The sequence below is a fragment of the Brachybacterium aquaticum genome (assembly GCF_014204755.1).
GTDB classification, from domain to species: Bacteria; Actinomycetota; Actinomycetes; order Actinomycetales; family Dermabacteraceae; genus Brachybacterium; species Brachybacterium aquaticum.
Map to the genome: position 1 here is coordinate 2,424,643 of NZ_JACHLZ010000001.1, position 16,206 is coordinate 2,440,848.

At 72.6% G+C, this 16,206-nt stretch carries 16 protein-coding genes; 10 read left to right on the forward strand and 6 right to left on the reverse strand.

The window, feature by feature from the left end; translation table 11 throughout:
- Window positions 1-121: 121 nt before the first annotated feature.
- From HNR70_RS10855 to HNR70_RS10865, 3 genes are all read right to left on the reverse strand, one after another.
- Complete coding sequence (locus HNR70_RS10855; protein ID WP_184325676.1) at window positions 122-1,333, reverse strand: pyridoxal phosphate-dependent aminotransferase; 1,212 nt, start codon at window positions 1,331-1,333, stop codon at window positions 122-124.
- A gap of 105 nt (window positions 1,334-1,438) precedes the next feature.
- Window positions 1,439-2,620 carry an ROK family protein gene (locus HNR70_RS10860; RefSeq protein WP_184325677.1) on the reverse strand — a complete coding sequence of 394 codons (1,182 nt, stop codon included), beginning with the start codon at window positions 2,618-2,620 and terminating at the stop codon, window positions 1,439-1,441.
- Window positions 2,617-3,645, reverse strand: coding sequence for a LacI family DNA-binding transcriptional regulator (locus HNR70_RS10865; protein ID WP_184325678.1), 1,029 nt, complete (start codon window positions 3,643-3,645; stop codon window positions 2,617-2,619). Before HNR70_RS10865 ends, HNR70_RS10860 begins: the two co-directional genes overlap by 4 nt.
- A 154-nt stretch (window positions 3,646-3,799) precedes the next feature.
- Between HNR70_RS10865 and HNR70_RS10870 the strand changes: the two genes are divergently transcribed.
- Window positions 3,800-4,498 (forward strand): hypothetical protein, encoded by a 699-nt coding sequence (locus HNR70_RS10870; protein WP_184325679.1) that lies wholly within the window; start codon window positions 3,800-3,802, stop codon window positions 4,496-4,498.
- Window positions 4,499-4,541: 43 nt separating this feature from the next.
- Here the strand turns inward: HNR70_RS10870 and HNR70_RS10875 are convergent, their stop codons facing one another.
- Both HNR70_RS10875 and HNR70_RS10880 read right to left on the reverse strand, forming a co-directional pair.
- On the reverse strand, window positions 4,542-5,150 hold the full coding sequence (locus HNR70_RS10875; protein ID WP_246375201.1) for a DUF4126 domain-containing protein: 609 nt from the start codon (window positions 5,148-5,150) through the stop codon (window positions 4,542-4,544).
- A gap of 102 nt (window positions 5,151-5,252) precedes the next feature.
- The gene (locus HNR70_RS10880) at window positions 5,253-5,978 is read right to left on the reverse strand and encodes a PH domain-containing protein (RefSeq protein ID WP_184325680.1); all 726 of its coding nucleotides are present in this window, start codon (window positions 5,976-5,978) and stop codon (window positions 5,253-5,255) included.
- 23 nt (window positions 5,979-6,001) lie between these two features.
- Here HNR70_RS10880 and HNR70_RS10885 point away from each other — a divergent pair, with 23 nt between their 5' ends.
- The 6 genes from HNR70_RS10885 to HNR70_RS10910 all read left to right on the forward strand — a co-directional run bounded on the left by HNR70_RS10885 (window position 6,002) and on the right by HNR70_RS10910 (window position 13,185).
- The gene (locus tag HNR70_RS10885) at window positions 6,002-6,628 is read left to right on the forward strand and encodes a hypothetical protein (protein ID WP_184325681.1); all 627 of its coding nucleotides are present in this window, start codon (window positions 6,002-6,004) and stop codon (window positions 6,626-6,628) included.
- A 296-nt stretch (window positions 6,629-6,924) separates the two neighbouring features.
- Window positions 6,925-7,563 (forward strand): DUF47 domain-containing protein, encoded by a 639-nt coding sequence (locus HNR70_RS10890; RefSeq protein WP_184325682.1) that lies wholly within the window; start codon window positions 6,925-6,927, stop codon window positions 7,561-7,563.
- Window positions 7,564-8,586, forward strand: a complete 1,023-nt coding sequence (locus HNR70_RS10895; protein WP_184325683.1) for an inorganic phosphate transporter — start codon at window positions 7,564-7,566, stop codon at window positions 8,584-8,586.
- Between the two features lie 57 nt (window positions 8,587-8,643).
- Window positions 8,644-9,513 (forward strand): hypothetical protein, encoded by an 870-nt coding sequence (locus tag HNR70_RS10900; protein WP_184325684.1) that lies wholly within the window; start codon window positions 8,644-8,646, stop codon window positions 9,511-9,513.
- Window positions 9,514-9,679: 166 nt separating this feature from the next.
- On the forward strand, window positions 9,680-11,317 hold the full coding sequence (pgm, locus tag HNR70_RS10905; RefSeq protein WP_184325685.1) for a phosphoglucomutase (alpha-D-glucose-1,6-bisphosphate-dependent): 1,638 nt from the start codon (window positions 9,680-9,682) through the stop codon (window positions 11,315-11,317).
- Between the two features lie 434 nt (window positions 11,318-11,751).
- The gene (locus HNR70_RS10910) at window positions 11,752-13,185 is read left to right on the forward strand and encodes a hypothetical protein (protein ID WP_184325686.1); all 1,434 of its coding nucleotides are present in this window, start codon (window positions 11,752-11,754) and stop codon (window positions 13,183-13,185) included.
- Between the two features lie 10 nt (window positions 13,186-13,195).
- On the opposite strand, the gene HNR70_RS10915 is transcribed toward HNR70_RS10910, so the two are convergent.
- Window positions 13,196-13,711 (reverse strand): arsenate reductase/protein-tyrosine-phosphatase family protein, encoded by a 516-nt coding sequence (locus tag HNR70_RS10915; protein WP_184325687.1) that lies wholly within the window; start codon window positions 13,709-13,711, stop codon window positions 13,196-13,198.
- 186 nt (window positions 13,712-13,897) lie between these two features.
- On the opposite strand from HNR70_RS10915, the gene HNR70_RS10920 reads away from it, so the two are divergent.
- From HNR70_RS10920 to HNR70_RS10930, 3 genes are read left to right on the forward strand one after another with little or no spacing between them, the layout of a single operon-like run.
- Window positions 13,898-14,383 carry a GNAT family N-acetyltransferase gene (locus HNR70_RS10920; protein WP_184325688.1) on the forward strand — a complete coding sequence of 162 codons (486 nt, stop codon included), beginning with the start codon at window positions 13,898-13,900 and terminating at the stop codon, window positions 14,381-14,383.
- 5 nt (window positions 14,384-14,388) lie between these two features.
- Window positions 14,389-15,492, forward strand: coding sequence for an App1 family protein phosphatidate phosphatase (locus tag HNR70_RS10925; RefSeq protein WP_184325689.1), 1,104 nt, complete (start codon window positions 14,389-14,391; stop codon window positions 15,490-15,492).
- A complete protein-coding gene (locus HNR70_RS10930) occupies window positions 15,489-16,061 on the forward strand; it encodes a GNAT family N-acetyltransferase (protein ID WP_184325690.1) in 573 nt (190 codons plus the stop codon). The genes HNR70_RS10925 and HNR70_RS10930 overlap by 4 nt, the downstream gene beginning before the upstream one ends.
- Window positions 16,062-16,206 lie beyond the last annotated feature (145 nt).

Here is a 16,206-nt window from a genome sequence, read left to right on the forward strand (position 1 = left end):
GCGACGCGCCAGCCCCACTCCCCCGGCCACGGTGCCTGAACTGTCGCTACCCAAGCGCGATAGCGACGCGTCAAGCACCCTGGCTGCGTTTTGGCGACACGTCAGGCACCCTGCTCGAGCCTCAGCGCCGGATGGAGGTGAGGTAGTCGCCGATGCGGTCCACCGCGTAGGCGAGCAGGTCCACGGACGGCAGCGTCACCAGGCGGAAGTGGTCCGGGGTGTCGAGGTTGAAGCCGGTGCCCTGGGTGACCAGGAGCTTCTTCGAGCGCAGCAGGTCATAGGCGAACTGCTCGTCATCCTGGATGGGGTACATCTCGGGATCCAGGCGCGGGAACATGTACAGCGCACCGGAAGCCTTGACGACGCTGACGCCGTCGATGGCGGACAGTCCCTCGTAGGCGACGTCGCGCTGCTCGCGCAGGCGTCCGCCGGGCAGGATCAGCTGGTTGATGGACTGGTGCCCGCCGAGGGCGGTGGCGACCACGTGCTGGGCGGGGACGTTCGGGCACAGGCGCATGTTGGAGAGCACGTCCAGGCCCTCGATGAAGCTGTCGGCATGGTCCTTCGGCCCGTACAGCGCCATCCACCCGGCGCGGAAGCCGGCCACCCGGTAGGCCTTGGACAGGCCGTTGAAGGTGATGGACAGAAGATCGGGGGCGAGCGAGGCGATCGGGGTGTGCACCGCGTCGTCGTAGAGGATCTTGTCGTAGATCTCGTCGGCGAGGATCAGCAGCCCGTGCTTGCGCGCCACCGCGACAATGTCCTTCAGGACGTGCTCAGGGTAGACCGCGCCGGTGGGGTTGTTGGGGTTGATGATGACGATCGCCTTCGTGCGCGGGGTGACCTTGTCCGCGATGTCGGTGACGTCGGGCCACCAGTTCTGCTCCTCGTCGCAGCGGTAGTGCACGGCGCGGCCGCCCGCGAGGGACACGGACGCGGTCCACAGCGGGTAGTCGGGCTGCGGCACGAGCACCTCGTCGCCGTCGTCCACGAGGGCCTGGCACACCATCTGGATCAGCTCGGAGACCCCGTTGCCGAGGTACACGTCGTCCAGCCCGATGCCGGGCATGTTGCGGGTCTGGTAATACTGCGCGACCGCACGGCGGGCCGACGGGATGCCCTTGGAGTCGGAGTAGCCCTGCGCGGTGGGCAGGTTCCGGATCATGTCCACGAGGATCTCGTCCGGCGCCTCGAACCCGAAGGGGGCGGGGTTGCCGATGTTGAGCTTGATGACCTTGTGCCCCTCGGCCTCCATGCGGGCTGCCTCTGCGGGGACCGGTCCTCGGATCTCGTAGCAGACGTCGCGCAGCTTGGAGGACTGGGTGAGGATCATGCGGGGCTCCTGGCCTTCTCGGGTAGGCGGCCAGGGTAGTCCCGCATCGACGGTGAGTGCGCGCAGGTCTCGCCGGACGCGCGGCGGCACCCCGGCACCCCGCCCTCACCACTCCCCGCCCACGTACTCCTGGATCGCGATCACTGCGGCACCGCGGGCCCATTGATCGAAGTCCTCGCCCAGCTCGCGGAGAACGAGGTCGCGCTGGGCGGCGGGCAGGGCGGCGCGCAGGGTGTCCTCGAAGACGCCGCCGGCGGCGCGCACGAGGTCCATGGTCTCCCCGCCCAGCACGACCGCCTCAGGATCCACGACCGCGACCACGGCGGAGGCGGCGCGTGCGAGGAGGCGGGCGAGCTCCTCCGCCTCGGCGAGCGCCCCCGGTTCCCGGTCCCGGACCACGAGCTCGCGGAGCCGGTCGATGCCCTCCCCGGCGCCGAGCACCCCGTGCTCACGGGCCCGCTCCACGACTGCCGCGGTCCGTGCGGCCTGCCAGAACAGCAGCGGCTCGCCGTCGGCCGTGGTGCCGACGGGTAGCCGGCCGGTGAGCCCGGCGAGGTGGGAGCGGCCCTCGAGCAGCCTGCCCTCGACGACGGTCGCGATCGCAACGCCCACGCCGATGGTGAGCACGGCGAAGGTGCGGTGGGCGCGGCCGATCCCGCCCCAGTTCAGGCCGTGGACCATCGCGGCGATGTCGTTGTCGACGGCGACCGGGAGATCGAGCCGCTGCTCGAGCAGGTCCGCCAGCGGCACCGGCTCCTCCCAGCCGAGGATCCAGGAGCTGTCCACGCGTCGACGCTCGCCGACGACGCCGCCGATGCTCGCCCCGACCCCGGCCACGCGCTCGTGACGGCCCAGCAGCTCGCGCACGGGTGCCGCGACGCCGTCGGCGACGGCCTCGGGCGTGGTGCCCTCGAGCGGCACCACGAGGTCCTCGATCGGTTCCCCATGCACGGTGGTGACCACGGCGTGGACCGCGTCGGCAGTGACCTTCGCGCCCACGAACCGCGGGCCGTGCTCGACCTCGACGTCCAGCGGCTGCTGGGGGCGGCCGCGGGCGGGGGAGACCGTGTCGAGCGGCCGCAGATGCCCGGCCTCGAGCAGCTCGCGGGTGGCACGGGTGACGGTGGGCGCGGACAGGCCCAGCCGTTCACCGAGGTCACGGCGCGAGCGCGGTCCGAAGCGCAGCAGATCGCGGTACACGGCGCGGGCTGTGGCGCCGCCGAGATCAGGGACGGCGCTCCCCACCGAGGTGCTCTCCCCCAAAGCGCTCTCCTCCGCCCCGCTCATGCGCCGTGCACCGTGCGGACGGGCCCGGTGGACCCTCGCACCTCCAGATGGATCCCCAGCCACCGCTCCACGGTGGACCCCTCCCCGGCATCCGGCCGCAGCGCGAGGTCCAGCGCAGCCCGTCCCATCTCGCGCATCGGCAGGTGCACGGTGGTCAGCGGCGGGGCGACGTCGCGGGCGACGGTGATGTCGTTGAACCCGACCACGGACACGTCGGCCGGCACGGAGCGTCCCTCCTCCCGCAGGCGGGCGAGGGCCCCGATGGCCATCTGGTCGGAGACGCCGACCAGCGCGGTGATGCCCGGCCGGGCGGCGAGCAGCGCGCCTGCGGCGCGGTAACCCTCGTCGCGCTCGGCAGGTCCGTGATGGACCTCGACGTGCGCACCGGCGGCGGCGAACTCCTCGGCCATGCCCTCCACCCGCTCGTGGCTGGCCAGCAGCGTGTCGGGACCGCTGATCACCCCGATCTCGCGATGCCCGAGCTCGAGGAGGTGGCGGGCGATGAGGCGGGAGCCCTCGCGGTTGTCCACGAGCACCCGGTCGATGTCCACGACGGGCGTGCCGATCCCGACCACCCGCCCGCCAGCGGCGCGGAACGAGGCGACCCGGGCGCTGATCGCGGAGCAGTACCCCGGGTCGGTGAGGCCGGAGCCGGCGAGGATCACCGAGTGCGCGCGGTGGGACTGCAGCATCCGGAAGTAGCCGAGCTCCCGCTCGGGGTCCCGGTCGGTGTGGCAGATGGTGACCAGCAGGTTCGCGGCGGAGGCGCGCTCGTGGATGCCGTGGAGGATCTCGGCGGCGTAGGGGTCGCCGATGTTCCCGACGAGCACCCCGATCGCCCCGGAGTTGCCGCGCAGCATCGCCTGCGCCTGGGCGTTGGGCACGTAGTCCAGCTCGAGCGCGGCGGCGCGGACGCGCTCCTTCAGCTCCTCGAGCACCGGGTAGGTGCTGCCGGAGAGGACGCGGGAGGCGGTCGGGACGGAGACACCCGCGCGCTGCGCCACGTCCTTGAGCGTCACTGCCATGTTCGGAGGATACCCAGCCCACCAGCTCCTGGGCAGGGACGCGCGGCGGTGGAGCCTCACCAGTGCCGTCTGCCGGTGCCGTCTGCCAGGATGGTCGCGACATCCTTCCCGGCTGCCCGCCCGGCGCCGGGGTCCACGACGCCCAGGGGGACCGATGAGCGAGAGCACCGCCGACCACGCCGCCGACCGTTCCGACGCGGACGCGCCCGTCACGATCTACACCGCCTACGAGATCGACTTCATGCTCTCGCTGCGGGACACCGAGAACGCGCGCCTGACCCGTGAGCAGGTGGGTCTGCGCAGGGCCCCGGCGGAGGCGCAGGAGTTCGTCACCGCCGCCGTCACCTCGGGCCTGCGCGCCCGCGGGAAGGTGGAGCGCTCCGGGGACGGGCAGTGGCTGCTGGGCGAGGAGGGCCAGGTCGTCGCGACCGCGCTCACCGCGGCGGACCGCTGGCTCGGCATCGCCCTGACCGAGGGCGATGCGATGCGGATGGCCTTCGTGATCAAGGCGGAGGACGCGATCCTCATGCTCACCCAGGACGAGCTGGACTCGTTCGTGGTCTCGGCGCTGCCCGACTCTGCGCACGTGCCCGCCTCGGTCTCCGACATCGTGCTGGCCTTCCTCGACGGCGGCAACGAGCGCACCGTCTCCCTGCGCCGCACGGACATCGCCGCCCCGCAGGAGCAGGTGCCCATGATGTTCCACGTCGAGGCCGACGGGTCCTGGCGCCTCGGTCACCTCCCGCTCGACGCCGACGGGGTCCTCGGGGTCTCCGACATCACCGCCGCGCAGGTCCCGGGCACGGTGCGGGCCCTGTGGGAGGACGGGCTCAGCGCCGCGCCGGGCGTCTGAGAGGCGCTCGTCCCCGGCCCGGTCGACGGGGGCTTCCGCCGGCTCAGACGGGTCGGCCCGGCTCCCCCTGGGCCCGGCGCGCCCTCGCCTCCTGCAGCCGCGCCCTCAGATCCCGGTAAGCGCGGTGGATCCTGATGATGGCCCAGATCCCGAGGGCGAGCAGGATCAGCGCCAGGATCGCGGCGGCCACGGGCAGAACGAGCACGAGCACGCCCATCACCACCGCGGCGACGTCCTCGCCGGTCGAGACGAGCACGTTGGAGACCGGCTCCGGGGACACGTTCACAGCGGCGCGGGTGGTGGACTTCGCGGCGTGGGAGCCGAAGGCCGCTGCGGCACCGAGCACCGCCATGACGATGGCATTGGTCGTGTCCGTCTCCCCGCCCAGCAGGAACCCGATGGCGCCGCCGGCGATAGGGCGCACGATCGTGTGCAGCTGGTCCCAGAAGGAGTCGAGGAAAGCGATCTTGTCCGCCGCGAGGTCCACCAGGAGCAGGATCCCGGTGATGACCAGCACGTCGGTGCGCTGCAGCACGGCCGGGACCTGCCCGAGCTCGAAGATCCGCCCGCCGAGTCCCAGCAGGAAGATCATGAAGTAGGGCCGGATCCCGCTGACCCAGCCGGACCCCAGGGTCATCAGCAGTGCTTCCATCGCTCCCCGTCTCCTCGTGCTCACCCGCGCGTGCGGAGTGCAGTGCTCCGTCGACCGTGCTCCGTCGGCAGTGTTCCGTCGACTATGTCCTCGCGCCCCGTCTCAGACGGGGCGGCGCGACGCCTTCTGGTGCCGGTGCAGCTCGATGCGCAGCGCCCGCACGTCCTGCCCGGTGGGGCGAGTGTAGGTCCACACAGCCCGATCGAAGGCCGGCATCACCACGCGCGAGCCGTCACGGAGGCGCAGCGCCGCGGTGAGCCAGTGCACCGGATGCACGACGCGGGACTCGATCGCGACGACGTCGTCCCAGGCCACGTCCCGTCGGCCGAGCGCGCCGACCACTCGCAGCCCGCGCTCGGAGATCTCGACCCGGGTGCGAGCGGTGCCGAGCGCGGCGAGGGCGAAGCGCAGCCCCAGCGCGCCGAGCAGCAGCGCGAGAGTGCCGAGAGCGAGCATCACCACGAGCAGCCCCGCCCCCGGGGAGCGGCCGTCGGCCGGCGAGGCCCCGAGCAGCACGACGAGCAGCACCGCGACCAGCGCCGTGCCGAGCAGGCAGGCGGCGACCGCCGAGCGCACGGCCGTGTCCCGAGTGGCATGGGCCGGGAAGAGGGCTCGCACGGAGCCCCCGTCGGCCGAGCCCCCGTCGGCCGCACCCCCGCGAGCCGCATCCCCGCGCACCCCGGCCCAACCCGACGCATGTCGGGCGCCTGGACCGCCCGGCGCCTCGAGCGCCGAGATCATCCGCTCCACCGTCGCGCTGCTGCGGGAGTAGTCGGGCAGGGCGGCGCGCTCGGCGGTCTCGGGATCCAGCCGTCGGGGGATGGTCATGGAGCAAGCGTAGGGTTCCCTCCATGGCCCCGCACGACTCCTCCGCACCACGCTTCCGCCGCCCCGCCTCGCTGTACTCCTCCGTGGCCGAGGCGATCCCCGGCGCGCCGGACCCCGCGACCTCGAGCGACCTCGCGCACGACTCGGCCCGGGCCCTGTTGGACGGGGTGTTCCACAGCTCGGACCCCGAGGTCGTGGAGCGGGTGGTGTCGCTTGCCGCGGAGGACGGGCTGACCGACCTGGCCGCGATGTGGTCCGGGGCGCCCGCGACCTCGCTGCCGGGCGCCCTGTGGCGGCTGTACGTGCTGCACACCTGGACCCAGCGCAGCGGCGACGAGGTCGCCCGACGCTACCGAGCGGGCTCGCGCACCGTGCCGGGGCTGCGCTATCTCGCCGGGTTCGCCGAGCCCCCGGAGGTGGCGCAGGTGCAGCGCACGATGGACGACATCCTGCGCGGCGCCTTCACCGGAGATCTGGGCATGGCGCTGCGCCGTGCCGGGGCGGTCGCCACGATCGTCGCCCACGGCACCGCGCATCTGGCCGACGAGCACAACGGCCCCGAGCGCACCCGCCAGGCGGAGCGCCTGCTGAGCATGGGCGAGGACCTCACCGCCGCCGGGCGGCATGCGGAGGCCGGACAGCTGGACTGACCCGCTGCACGCTCCCTCGGCGCCCCCTCCGGGGGCCCGTGGGCTTCGCCATATCCCCTGTGAGATGCCGGGAGCTGCGGTTGCGCGGCCGGTCCGGCGGTGTTCTACGATGTATCCCGCGTCGGGCCGCGGTTGCCCCGGGCTCCAACATCTGCCGCTTCGAGCGGCCTTCGCGCCGACAGGCGCATCCCGGTCCGGCGCATGAACTTCACGGCTGGAGCATCACGAAGCAGGTCGCGACCGGCGCACCCGGTCCACGACGGTCAGGCGCCGACGGGCGCGAGGAGGCGCGCGAGATGGTGCAGAAGTTCCTGAGCCGCCTGTTCCCCCAGCGGACCGAGCGACCGATGTACGACCTGTTCGCCGAGCTCGCCGAGCTGCAGGTTCAGGCCGCGGACACCCACTCGAAGCTGCTGGGCCACACCTACCGCGAGCGCACCCGCATCGCCCCGAAGCTGCACGAGCAGTCCACGGTCGCCGAGGAGCTGTGCCGCCGCATCGCCCAGCGCCTGGTCCAGTCGCTGATCACGCCCTACGAGGCGGAGCTGCTGTACGACTTCGCGCTCACCCTCGCCGACGCGGTCGACGCGATGGAGCACACCGCCGAGCTGCTGGTCGTCTCCCGGATCGGCACCCTGCCCACCCCGCTGCTGGACGCCGCCAAGGGCATCGAGCGCGCCTCCGAGCTGACGGTCGCGGCGACCTGGAAGCTCTCGGACACCCAGGACCTCGGGGACTACTACGCGCAGGTCCGCAAGCTCAAGCGCCAAGGTGACCGCCTGGTGCGCCAGGCCCTCGGCGAGCTGTACAAGAAGGGCGGCGCGGCGCAGGAGATGCTGCCGCTGCACGACGTGTCCGAGTCCGTCCGCGAGACCATCACCCTGCAGGAGCGCAGCGCGCGGATCACGGATCTGCTGCGGGTCAAGGACGCCTGAGTGACCCCGCTGCTGTTCGCCCTCATCGTCGTCATGGCGCTGGCGATGGCCTACATGAACGGCTTCCACGACGCCTCCAACGCCGTCTCCACCACGATCACCACCCGTTCCCTGAAGGAGTCCACGGCGCTGGGGATGGCGGCGGTGCTGAACCTGCTCGGGGCGATGCTGGGCATGGCGGTGATCGCCGTGACCACCTCCTGGGCGGTCACGATGCTGGGCCTCGGACCGGTGGTCTCCCAGCTCACCGACCGCCCCGACGCCCTGGGGCTCGCACTGCTGTCGCTGATGCTCGCGACCTTCCTGTGGGACCTGTCCACCTGGTGGGTGGGCATGCCGGCCTCGACCTGGCACGCCTTCTTCGGCGCGACGCTCGGCGTCTCGCTCGTGGTGGGCTCCACCGCCGCCTGGGAGCGGCTGGGTCTGCTGCTGGCGATCTCGGTGGTCGGCCCGATCCTCTCGGCGTCCTTCGCCTTCGTGCTGATGGTGCTGATCCGGCGCCTGACCCGCACGGAGCGGGTGCGTCCCGGGCATCTCCGCTTCGCGCAGACCCTCTCCGCCGGCGCGGTCGCGACCGGGCACGGGCTGAACGACTCCCTGCTGCCGCTGGCCGTGGTCGTCATCGCGGTCGGGGCGTCGGGGCTGCCGTTCAGCGGGGAGGCCTCGCTCGCGCTGATGCTCCCGATCGCGATCGCGGTCGCTGCCGGCACCCTGATGGGCGGCCATCGCATCATCCGCACCATCGGTCGGCGCCTCACCGACCTCACCGCAACCCAGGGCCTGGCCGCGGAGACCTCCGCGGCGGTGACGATGAGCCTGGCCCTGTTCGGGCTCGAGACCCCGGTGTCCACCAGCCAGGCGCTCGCCTCCAGCGTGGTCGGCGCGGGCGTCGCCCGCGGTCCGCGGACCGTGCGCTGGAAGGTGGCCCGGGACGTCCTGCTCACCTGGCTGGCCACCCCGATCTCGAGCGCGGTCCTCGGCGCCGCGATCCTCGGCGTGCTGCTGGAGGCGGTCGGAGCCTGAGCCCGCGCGCAGGAGCGACCACTATCCTGGCCGCACCCGATCCGCGAAGGAGCCCTGATGTCCGACGGTGAGTCCACCACGCCCGCCCCGCGCCAGCGGCCGCGCTTCGGGCTGCCGGGACCGACCTCCCCCGCCCCGGGCACGGACGGCGCCGCGAACGGCCGGCCGACGTACGGCCAGCCCTCCCCCGCCTACGGCGAGCCGCAGGGCTACGGCGGTCAGAGCTACGGCACGCAGGGCTACGGCTCCCCGAACCAGGGTTACGGCTCCCCGAACTACGGCACGCAGGGATACGGCTCCCAGCCCCACGACGCCCAGCCCTTCGGCTCCCATCCCGCGCCGGCCGGCGCGGGCTACCCGCAGACCGGCCCCCTGCCCGCGAGCGGCCCCGGATCGACCGGGACGCGCCGCCGGCGCGGCGTCCTGCCGCTCGTCATCGGCCTGGTGCTGCTGCTGATCGTGGCGCCCGCGGCGACGATCATCGGGATCGTGTGGTCGGTGAGCTCGCTGGTGGGCGATGCGACCTCCGGGCCGACGCCGATGGACGGCACCTCGGTGACGATGGAGCTGCCGGCCAACGAGATGGTGATCGTCTACGTCCCGGAGGCGGACACCGGCTCCGCCCAGTGCACCGCCGAGGGTGCCGACCCCGGCGCGATCACGACCGTGCCCAGCACGCCGACGACCACCACCTTCGGCAACGGCGAGGAGTACACGCAGCTCCTCGGCGTGGCGTCGCTCCAGGACACGCAGGTCACCATCAGCTGCACCGGCACCGACGCCCCGGCCTACCTCGGCCCGTACAGCCTGCTGGGGATGATGGCGCCGCTGGTGATCGGTCCGATCATCGGCCTGGTCGCGGGCCTGACGGGCCTGGTCCTCACGATCGTGGGGATCGTGCTGCTGGTGCGCTCGCGCCGCGCCTGATCCCTCGCCCCTGCGCCGGCACGGTCCTCTCTCTCGGGGGCCGTCCCGGCGTGCGGTCCAGGGCCCGTTCCGGGCACCGTCTCACATTCGGTCCGTTCCTCCTCCTCGCCCGGTGCGCTGTCCTAGAGTGGCGATGACACCCTAACTCGAGGATGGAGCGGTGATCATGCACCCTCGCGCAGGCCAGAAGGCACAGCCGGAGGATCTCGTCGACGTCGACGCGCTCCTCGACGCTTACTACGATCTCCACCCGGACGCGAACGACCCCGACCAGGCGGTCTCCTTCGGCACCTCCGGGCACCGCGGCTCCTCGCTGGACACCGCGTTCAACGAGGACCACATCGCCGCGACCACGCAGGCGATCGTGGAGTACCGCGCCGCCCAGGGCATCCGCGGTCCCCTGTTCATCGGCCGCGACACCCACGCCCTCTCCCGCCCCGCCTTCGACACCGCGCTCGAGGTGCTGGCCGGCAATGACGTGGCCGTGCAGGTCGACTCGCTGGACGGCTACACCCCCACCCCGGCGGTGTCCCACGCGATCCTCGTCCACAACCGCGGCAAGGCCGCGAACGACCCCAGCCGGGCCGACGGGATCGTGGTCACCCCCAGCCACAACCCGCCCCGCGACGGCGGCTTCAAGTACAACCCGCCCCACGGCGGCCCCGCGGACACCGACGCGACCGGCTGGATCGCCGAGCGCGCCAACGAGCTGCTGCGCGCGGGCCTGAACGGCGTGCGCCGCCACGGCCGCCAGAAGGCCCTGCAGGACGCCGACCGCTACGACTACCTCCACACCTACGTGAAGGACCTCCCCAGCGTCGTCGACATCGAGGCGATCCGCCGCGCCGGCGTGCGCATCGGCGCGGACCCGCTGGGCGGCGCCGCGGTGGACTACTGGGCCGAGATCGGCGAGATGCACGACCTCGACCTCACCGTCGTGAACCCCGAGGTGGACCCGCAGTGGTCCTTCATGACCCTGGACCGCGACGGCAAGATCCGCATGGACTGCTCGAGCCCGTGGGCGATGGCCTCGCTGCTCGAGAAGCGCGACCAGTACGACATCGCCACCGGCAACGACGCGGACTCGGACCGCCACGGGATCGTCACCCCCGACGGCGGGCTGATGAACCCCAACCACTACCTCGCCACCGCCATCCAGTACCTCTTCGCGCACCGCCCGGGCTGGCCGGCCGGCGCGAAGGTGGGCAAGACGGTCGTGTCCTCGAGCCTGATCGACCGGGTCGTCGCCTCGCTCGGCCGGGAGCTGTACGAGGTGCCGGTGGGCTTCAAGTGGTTCGTCCCGGGCCTGATCGACTCCTCCGTCGGCTTCGGCGGCGAGGAGAGCGCCGGTGCGTCCTTCCTGCGTCAGGACGGCTCGGTGTGGACCACCGACAAGGACGGCATCATCCTCGCGCTGCTGGCCTCGGAGATCCTCGCGGTCACCGGCCGCTCCCCCTCGACGCTGCACGGCGAGCTCGTGGAGCAGTTCGGCGCCAGTGCGTACTCCCGCATCGACGCGCCCGCGAACCGCGAGCAGAAGGCGACGCTCAAGGCGCTGAACCCCTCGCAGGTCACGGCGACCGAGCTGGCGGGCGAGGAGATCGTCTCGGCGATCACCGAGGCGCCCGCGGGCGGGGCGATCGGCGGCGTGAAGGTCTCCACCCAGAACGCCTGGTTCGCGGCCCGCCCCTCCGGCACCGAGGACATCTACAAGATCTACGCCGAGTCCTTCAAGGGCGAGGAGCACCTGGACCAGGTGCTGCAGTCCGCCAAGGAGCTGGTCGACGGGGTGCTGGGCGCCTGAGCCACTCCCTGGGCGAGGCCCCGAACCAGGCCCTGCGCGGGGCCCGATGATTCACCGGAAGTAACTTTCCCGGAACGATCCGAGCGGTGGTGCGAACTCCTCGCACCACCGCTCGGAGCGTTCGGAGAGCGCTTATCCCGGCGTCGACCGGTCGGTAACTTTCACGCTCCGACCTGCCGTTTCGTCCGCACCCCCTGACATCCTCCCGACATTCGCGAGTAAAGCAATGGTCAAGGCGACCCCAAGGGGAGGTCGGTCACGTCCCCGTGGCGCCGTGCACACACCCCTTGCGCGCCGTCACGGGCCGGGCAACCATGGGGAGCCGAAGTAAAGACTCGGTAGGGTAGTGTGCTTCGTCGGACCCACCGGAGACGATGCCGCCCGCCGTTGCCATGTGCGGAATATGAGGAAGAGACAGGAAGGGGGCTATGCCGATGCGACTGCGTACGCGAGTCTGTGCGGCCTCCGCCGCCTTCAGCCTCTCGGCCCTCCCCTTCGCCGTCGCCCCCGCCCTCGCGGACGGCACGAGCACCCAGGACGCGCAGTCGACCACCGCAGTCACCGAGCCCGCGGAGACCACCCCCGCAGAGACCTCCGGCGCCGAGAGCGCCGCGGGCGACGAGAGTACTGAGGGCGACGAGTCGGGCAGCTCCGAGGCCGACGGCACCGACCTCCCCGCAGCGAGCGATCCCGCCACGAGCGATCCCGAGGCGAGCACCGATCCCGTCGAGGAGCCCCCCGAGGACCCGCCCGAGTCGAGCACGCCGACGGAGGAACCGGCCGGGGACCCTGTGGAGGACACGGAGTCCACGCCCCCCACCGAGAGCGAGGAGCCCGGCACAGAAGAGCCCGGCACCGAGAAGCCCGGCACAGAAGAGCCCGGTACCGAGGAGCCGACAGAGGAGCCCACGAGCGAGGCTCCGACCTCGGAAGCCCCCACAAGCGAGGTCCCGACCAGCGAGACCCCCACCAAGGGCATCACCACGGACCCCGCCACCGAGCCCGCCGAGGGCGAGGGCGGCACCTGCGGCACGGACGTCGAGGACAACGCCACCGATGCGACCACCGCCGGCCAGGACACCGCCGACGACGAGCTGGTCCCCCGCCTCCTGACCTACAGCGCCCCGGCCCCCACGAGCCCGCGCAGCAGCACCGAGGCCTCCACCCCCACCGGGGACACCACGGACAGCGCCTGCCCGTGCGGCTGCGACGAGGAGGAGACGGACGGCGAGAGCGCCCCGTCACCGGGCACCCCCGCCCCGGGCGGGGAAGGGACCACCACCTCCCCGTCGACGCCGACTCAGACGCCCACCGGCACGGCCACGCCCGGCACCTCCACCCCGTCCGCGGCCCCGACCGCCTCGCCGTCGACCACGCCCGAGGAGCAGGCCGCTCCCGCCCCGTCAACGCCCGCGACCCCGTCGGCCGATCTCGAGACGGAGCCGGAGCCTGCCGAGGCGACCGCAGCCCCTGCCCCGACGGACCCGACCTCGGCACCCGTCGAGCCGCCCGCCCCCTCGGCCGCCGAGGAGCCGGCGACCCCCACCGACCCGGCGGAGACGACCGAGCCGACCGAGGACGCCCAGCCCACCACGGAGGAGGACTCCTCCGAGGGGACCGAGATCGCGGGCATCGAGACCGACGAGCCGAGCGCGTCGGGCAGCGGCAGCCCGCAGGCGGCCGCCTCCACCGAGGAGGAGGGCGGTCCGATCGTGCGGCTGTTCACCGCGATCACCGACGAGTCCGGCTCCGCCTTCTCCCAGATGCGCCAGGTGCTCATCGCGGCGCTGGGGATCGGCTTCCTCACCACCGCCGGCTTCGTCGGCGCGACCTGGCACTCCCACCGCACCACCGAAGGCAAGCGCTGAGCCGAGCGGGTCAGCGCGCCGCGAGCACCTCGCGCACGTGCGCGATGATCCCGGGCACGGCCTGCTCCATCTGATGCACGGTCCGGTCGAAGGCGGCCTGCCCCTCGTACCAGGGATCCTCCACCGCCAGCTCGATCTCGGGCAGCGCCTCCACGCCCGGCTCGAACCGCCGCCACATCTCGATCTCGGGCACGCCCTGCTCCCGTGGCACCTGATCGGCCATCCGGCGGATGATCTGCGCGTGCTCCGGCGTCATCGCCAGCACGAGGTCCCACGTCATCAGCTCGGTGAGGTGGATGGTGCGCGCGGTGTGCTCGAAGGGCCGCGGGTACCCGGCCCGCTCGAGGGAGAGCTCGATGCGCTCGTCCATCGGCATCCCCTCCACCTCCCAGGTGGTGCCGGCCGACCCGACCTCGACCTGCGCGCTCAGGCCCTCCAGCTCGATGGCGCGGCGCAGGATCACGGCAGCGGCCGGGGAGCGGCACACGTTGCCGGTGCACACTGTCAGCAGACGTAGAGGCGACATCCCCCTATTGTGTCAACGTCGGGACGCTGTGGGCACCGGTCGGCGGTGGAACGTACACTGTCGGGGGGAGCGCCTGCGTCTCGCGGGCCTGAATGCACGTACGACACTGCACGCACGACCACGCCACCACGAACGTCTGGGCGCCACAGCCCGCCCACCACGCCACGACGGCTCAGGAGGACACCCATGGCCGACATCATCCGCGCTCACGAGGACGACTGGCCGCTCGTTCGCGAGATCCGACTGCGGTCCCTCAGCACGGATCCCTCGGCCTTCGGGCAGAGCTGGGAGAAGGAGTCCACGTACGAGGACTCGGTGTGGCAGCAGCGCGTGAGCGATGCCGCCTGGTTCCTGGCGGTCGAGAAGGGCCAGCCCGTCGCCGTGGTCGCGGTGCGCCACGAGGACGACTCCCCTGCCAACGAGCGCGAGCTCCAGGCCATGTGGGTCACCCCCACCTCCCGCCACAGCGGCATCGCCGCGAAGCTCGCCGAGGCGGTCTTCGACTGGTCCCGCGAGGACGGGGCGGACACCATCACCCTGTACGTCGGGCCCAAGAACACCGGCGCCCGCGCGCTCTACGAGAGCCTGGGCTTCGTGGACACGGGGGACCGCTGGGAGGTCGTCGAGGACGACCCCGACGGTGCCTGGCTGAAGATGGCCCGCGGCCTCTGAGGCCCGTGGGCATCCCCTCGCCCCTCTCCTCCGCCCTGTCCGCGCTGCGCTCCCCCGGGGCGCGCACGGACTCGGATCGGCCGCACCTGGCGGCCCGCGTGGAGGACGTGAAGAACGCGGTCGTCGGCGGTGTGCTGCGCGGCCTGAACTGGGATCTGCGCCTGCAGCCCTTCCACGGCTACGGCTCGGGGCGCGGCGTGCGGGTCCTCGCGAAGGTCCTGTATGCCTCCCCGCGCACCCCGGCGGACTTCCACGACCAGCCCGTCCACGACATGCGGACGATGGCGGTGCGCGGCTGGCGCAACTTCGCCGGGCAGGTCGCCCCGAACCGGACCGTGCACATCCTGCTCGGCGGCGAGCAGTTCACGGTGCGCGCAGACCGCTCCGGCATCGTCGACGCCACGCTCCAGGTGTCGCTCCCGGCCGGCCGCCATCAGGCGGTGCTGTGGACGAAGCCGGGCAACGAGGTCACGGCCGACATCACGGTCGTGCCGCCCGAGGAGCGGATCGGCCTGGTCAGCGACATCGACGACACCGTCATGGTCACCTGGCTGCCGCGCCCGCTGCTCGCCTTCTGGAACGCGTTCGTCATCCACCAGTCCTCCCGGCAGGTCGTCCCCGGCATGCCGATGCTCTACCAGCGCCTCATGCGCGAGCACCCGCAGATGCCGGTGGTGTACCTGTCCACCGGCGCGTGGAACGTGTTCCCGGTGCTCAAGCGGTTCCTTTACCGCAACGGCTACCCCGACGGTCCGCTGCTGCTGACCGACTGGGGCCCCACAAACACCGGCTTCTTCCGCTCCGGGCCCGAGCACAAGACCCGCTCCCTGGACCGGCTGGCCGCCGCCTACCCCGACCTGCGCTGGATCCTGGTGGGCGACGACGGCCAGCACGACCCGTCCCTGTACGCGGCCTTCGCCCAGCGCCACCCCGACAACGTCGAGGCGGTGCTGATCCGGCAGCTCACCGAGTCCGAGCAGGTCCTCGCCCACGGCTCGCGCCGCCCGCTGGAGAGCTCCCGCTCCGGGCCCGACGGGCCGCCCACCCTCAGCGCCCCGGACGGTCACGGCCTGCTCGCCGCGCTGCAGCGCGAGGGGATGCTGCCGTGACCGCGGAGCACTCGACCCATCGAGCTCCCGCCCCCACCCCTGCCCTCACCCTGCGCGAGGCCCGCGAGGAGGACGTCCCGGCGATCGTCGAGGTGACCCAGGCCGCCTACCGCGGCGAGGGCGGATGGACGACCGAGGCGGACCTCGTGGACGGCCACCGCACCGATGACGACGGGGTGAGCGCCATGCTCGCCGACCCCGCGGTCGTGCTCCTGGTCGCGGCCGACGAAGCGGGCGCGGTGCGCGGCTGCTGCTACACCCGCCGTGCGGCGCCGGAGGCGGACGGCCGCGTGGTCGCCGAGCTCGGGCTGTTCGCCGTGGACCCCTCGCTGCAAGGCGCCGGCCTCGGCCGCCGCCTGCTCGAGGCGCAGGCGGAGCAGCTCGCCGCGCGCGGCGTGGACGTGCTCATGATCCAGGTGCTCCAGTCGCGCCCGGAGCTGCACGCCTGGTACGAGCGGCGCGGCTTCGTGCGCACCGGTCGCACGAACCCCTTCCCGGTGGATCCCTCGCTGCTGAAGGTCCCCGGGCTCGGGATGGACGTCATGGAGCGCCCGCTGCCGCTCGTCTGAGACACGTCGGACAGGGTTCTACGGGGGCCGGACGTGGGTCGGCCGGGGGTCGCCCGCGGGCCAGGCCCGCAGGGCCCGTCGGCCGACGAAAAGACCCGCCGACCTGCGATGGTCCCGCCCCCGCGCGCGTGATCCCCGATACGCT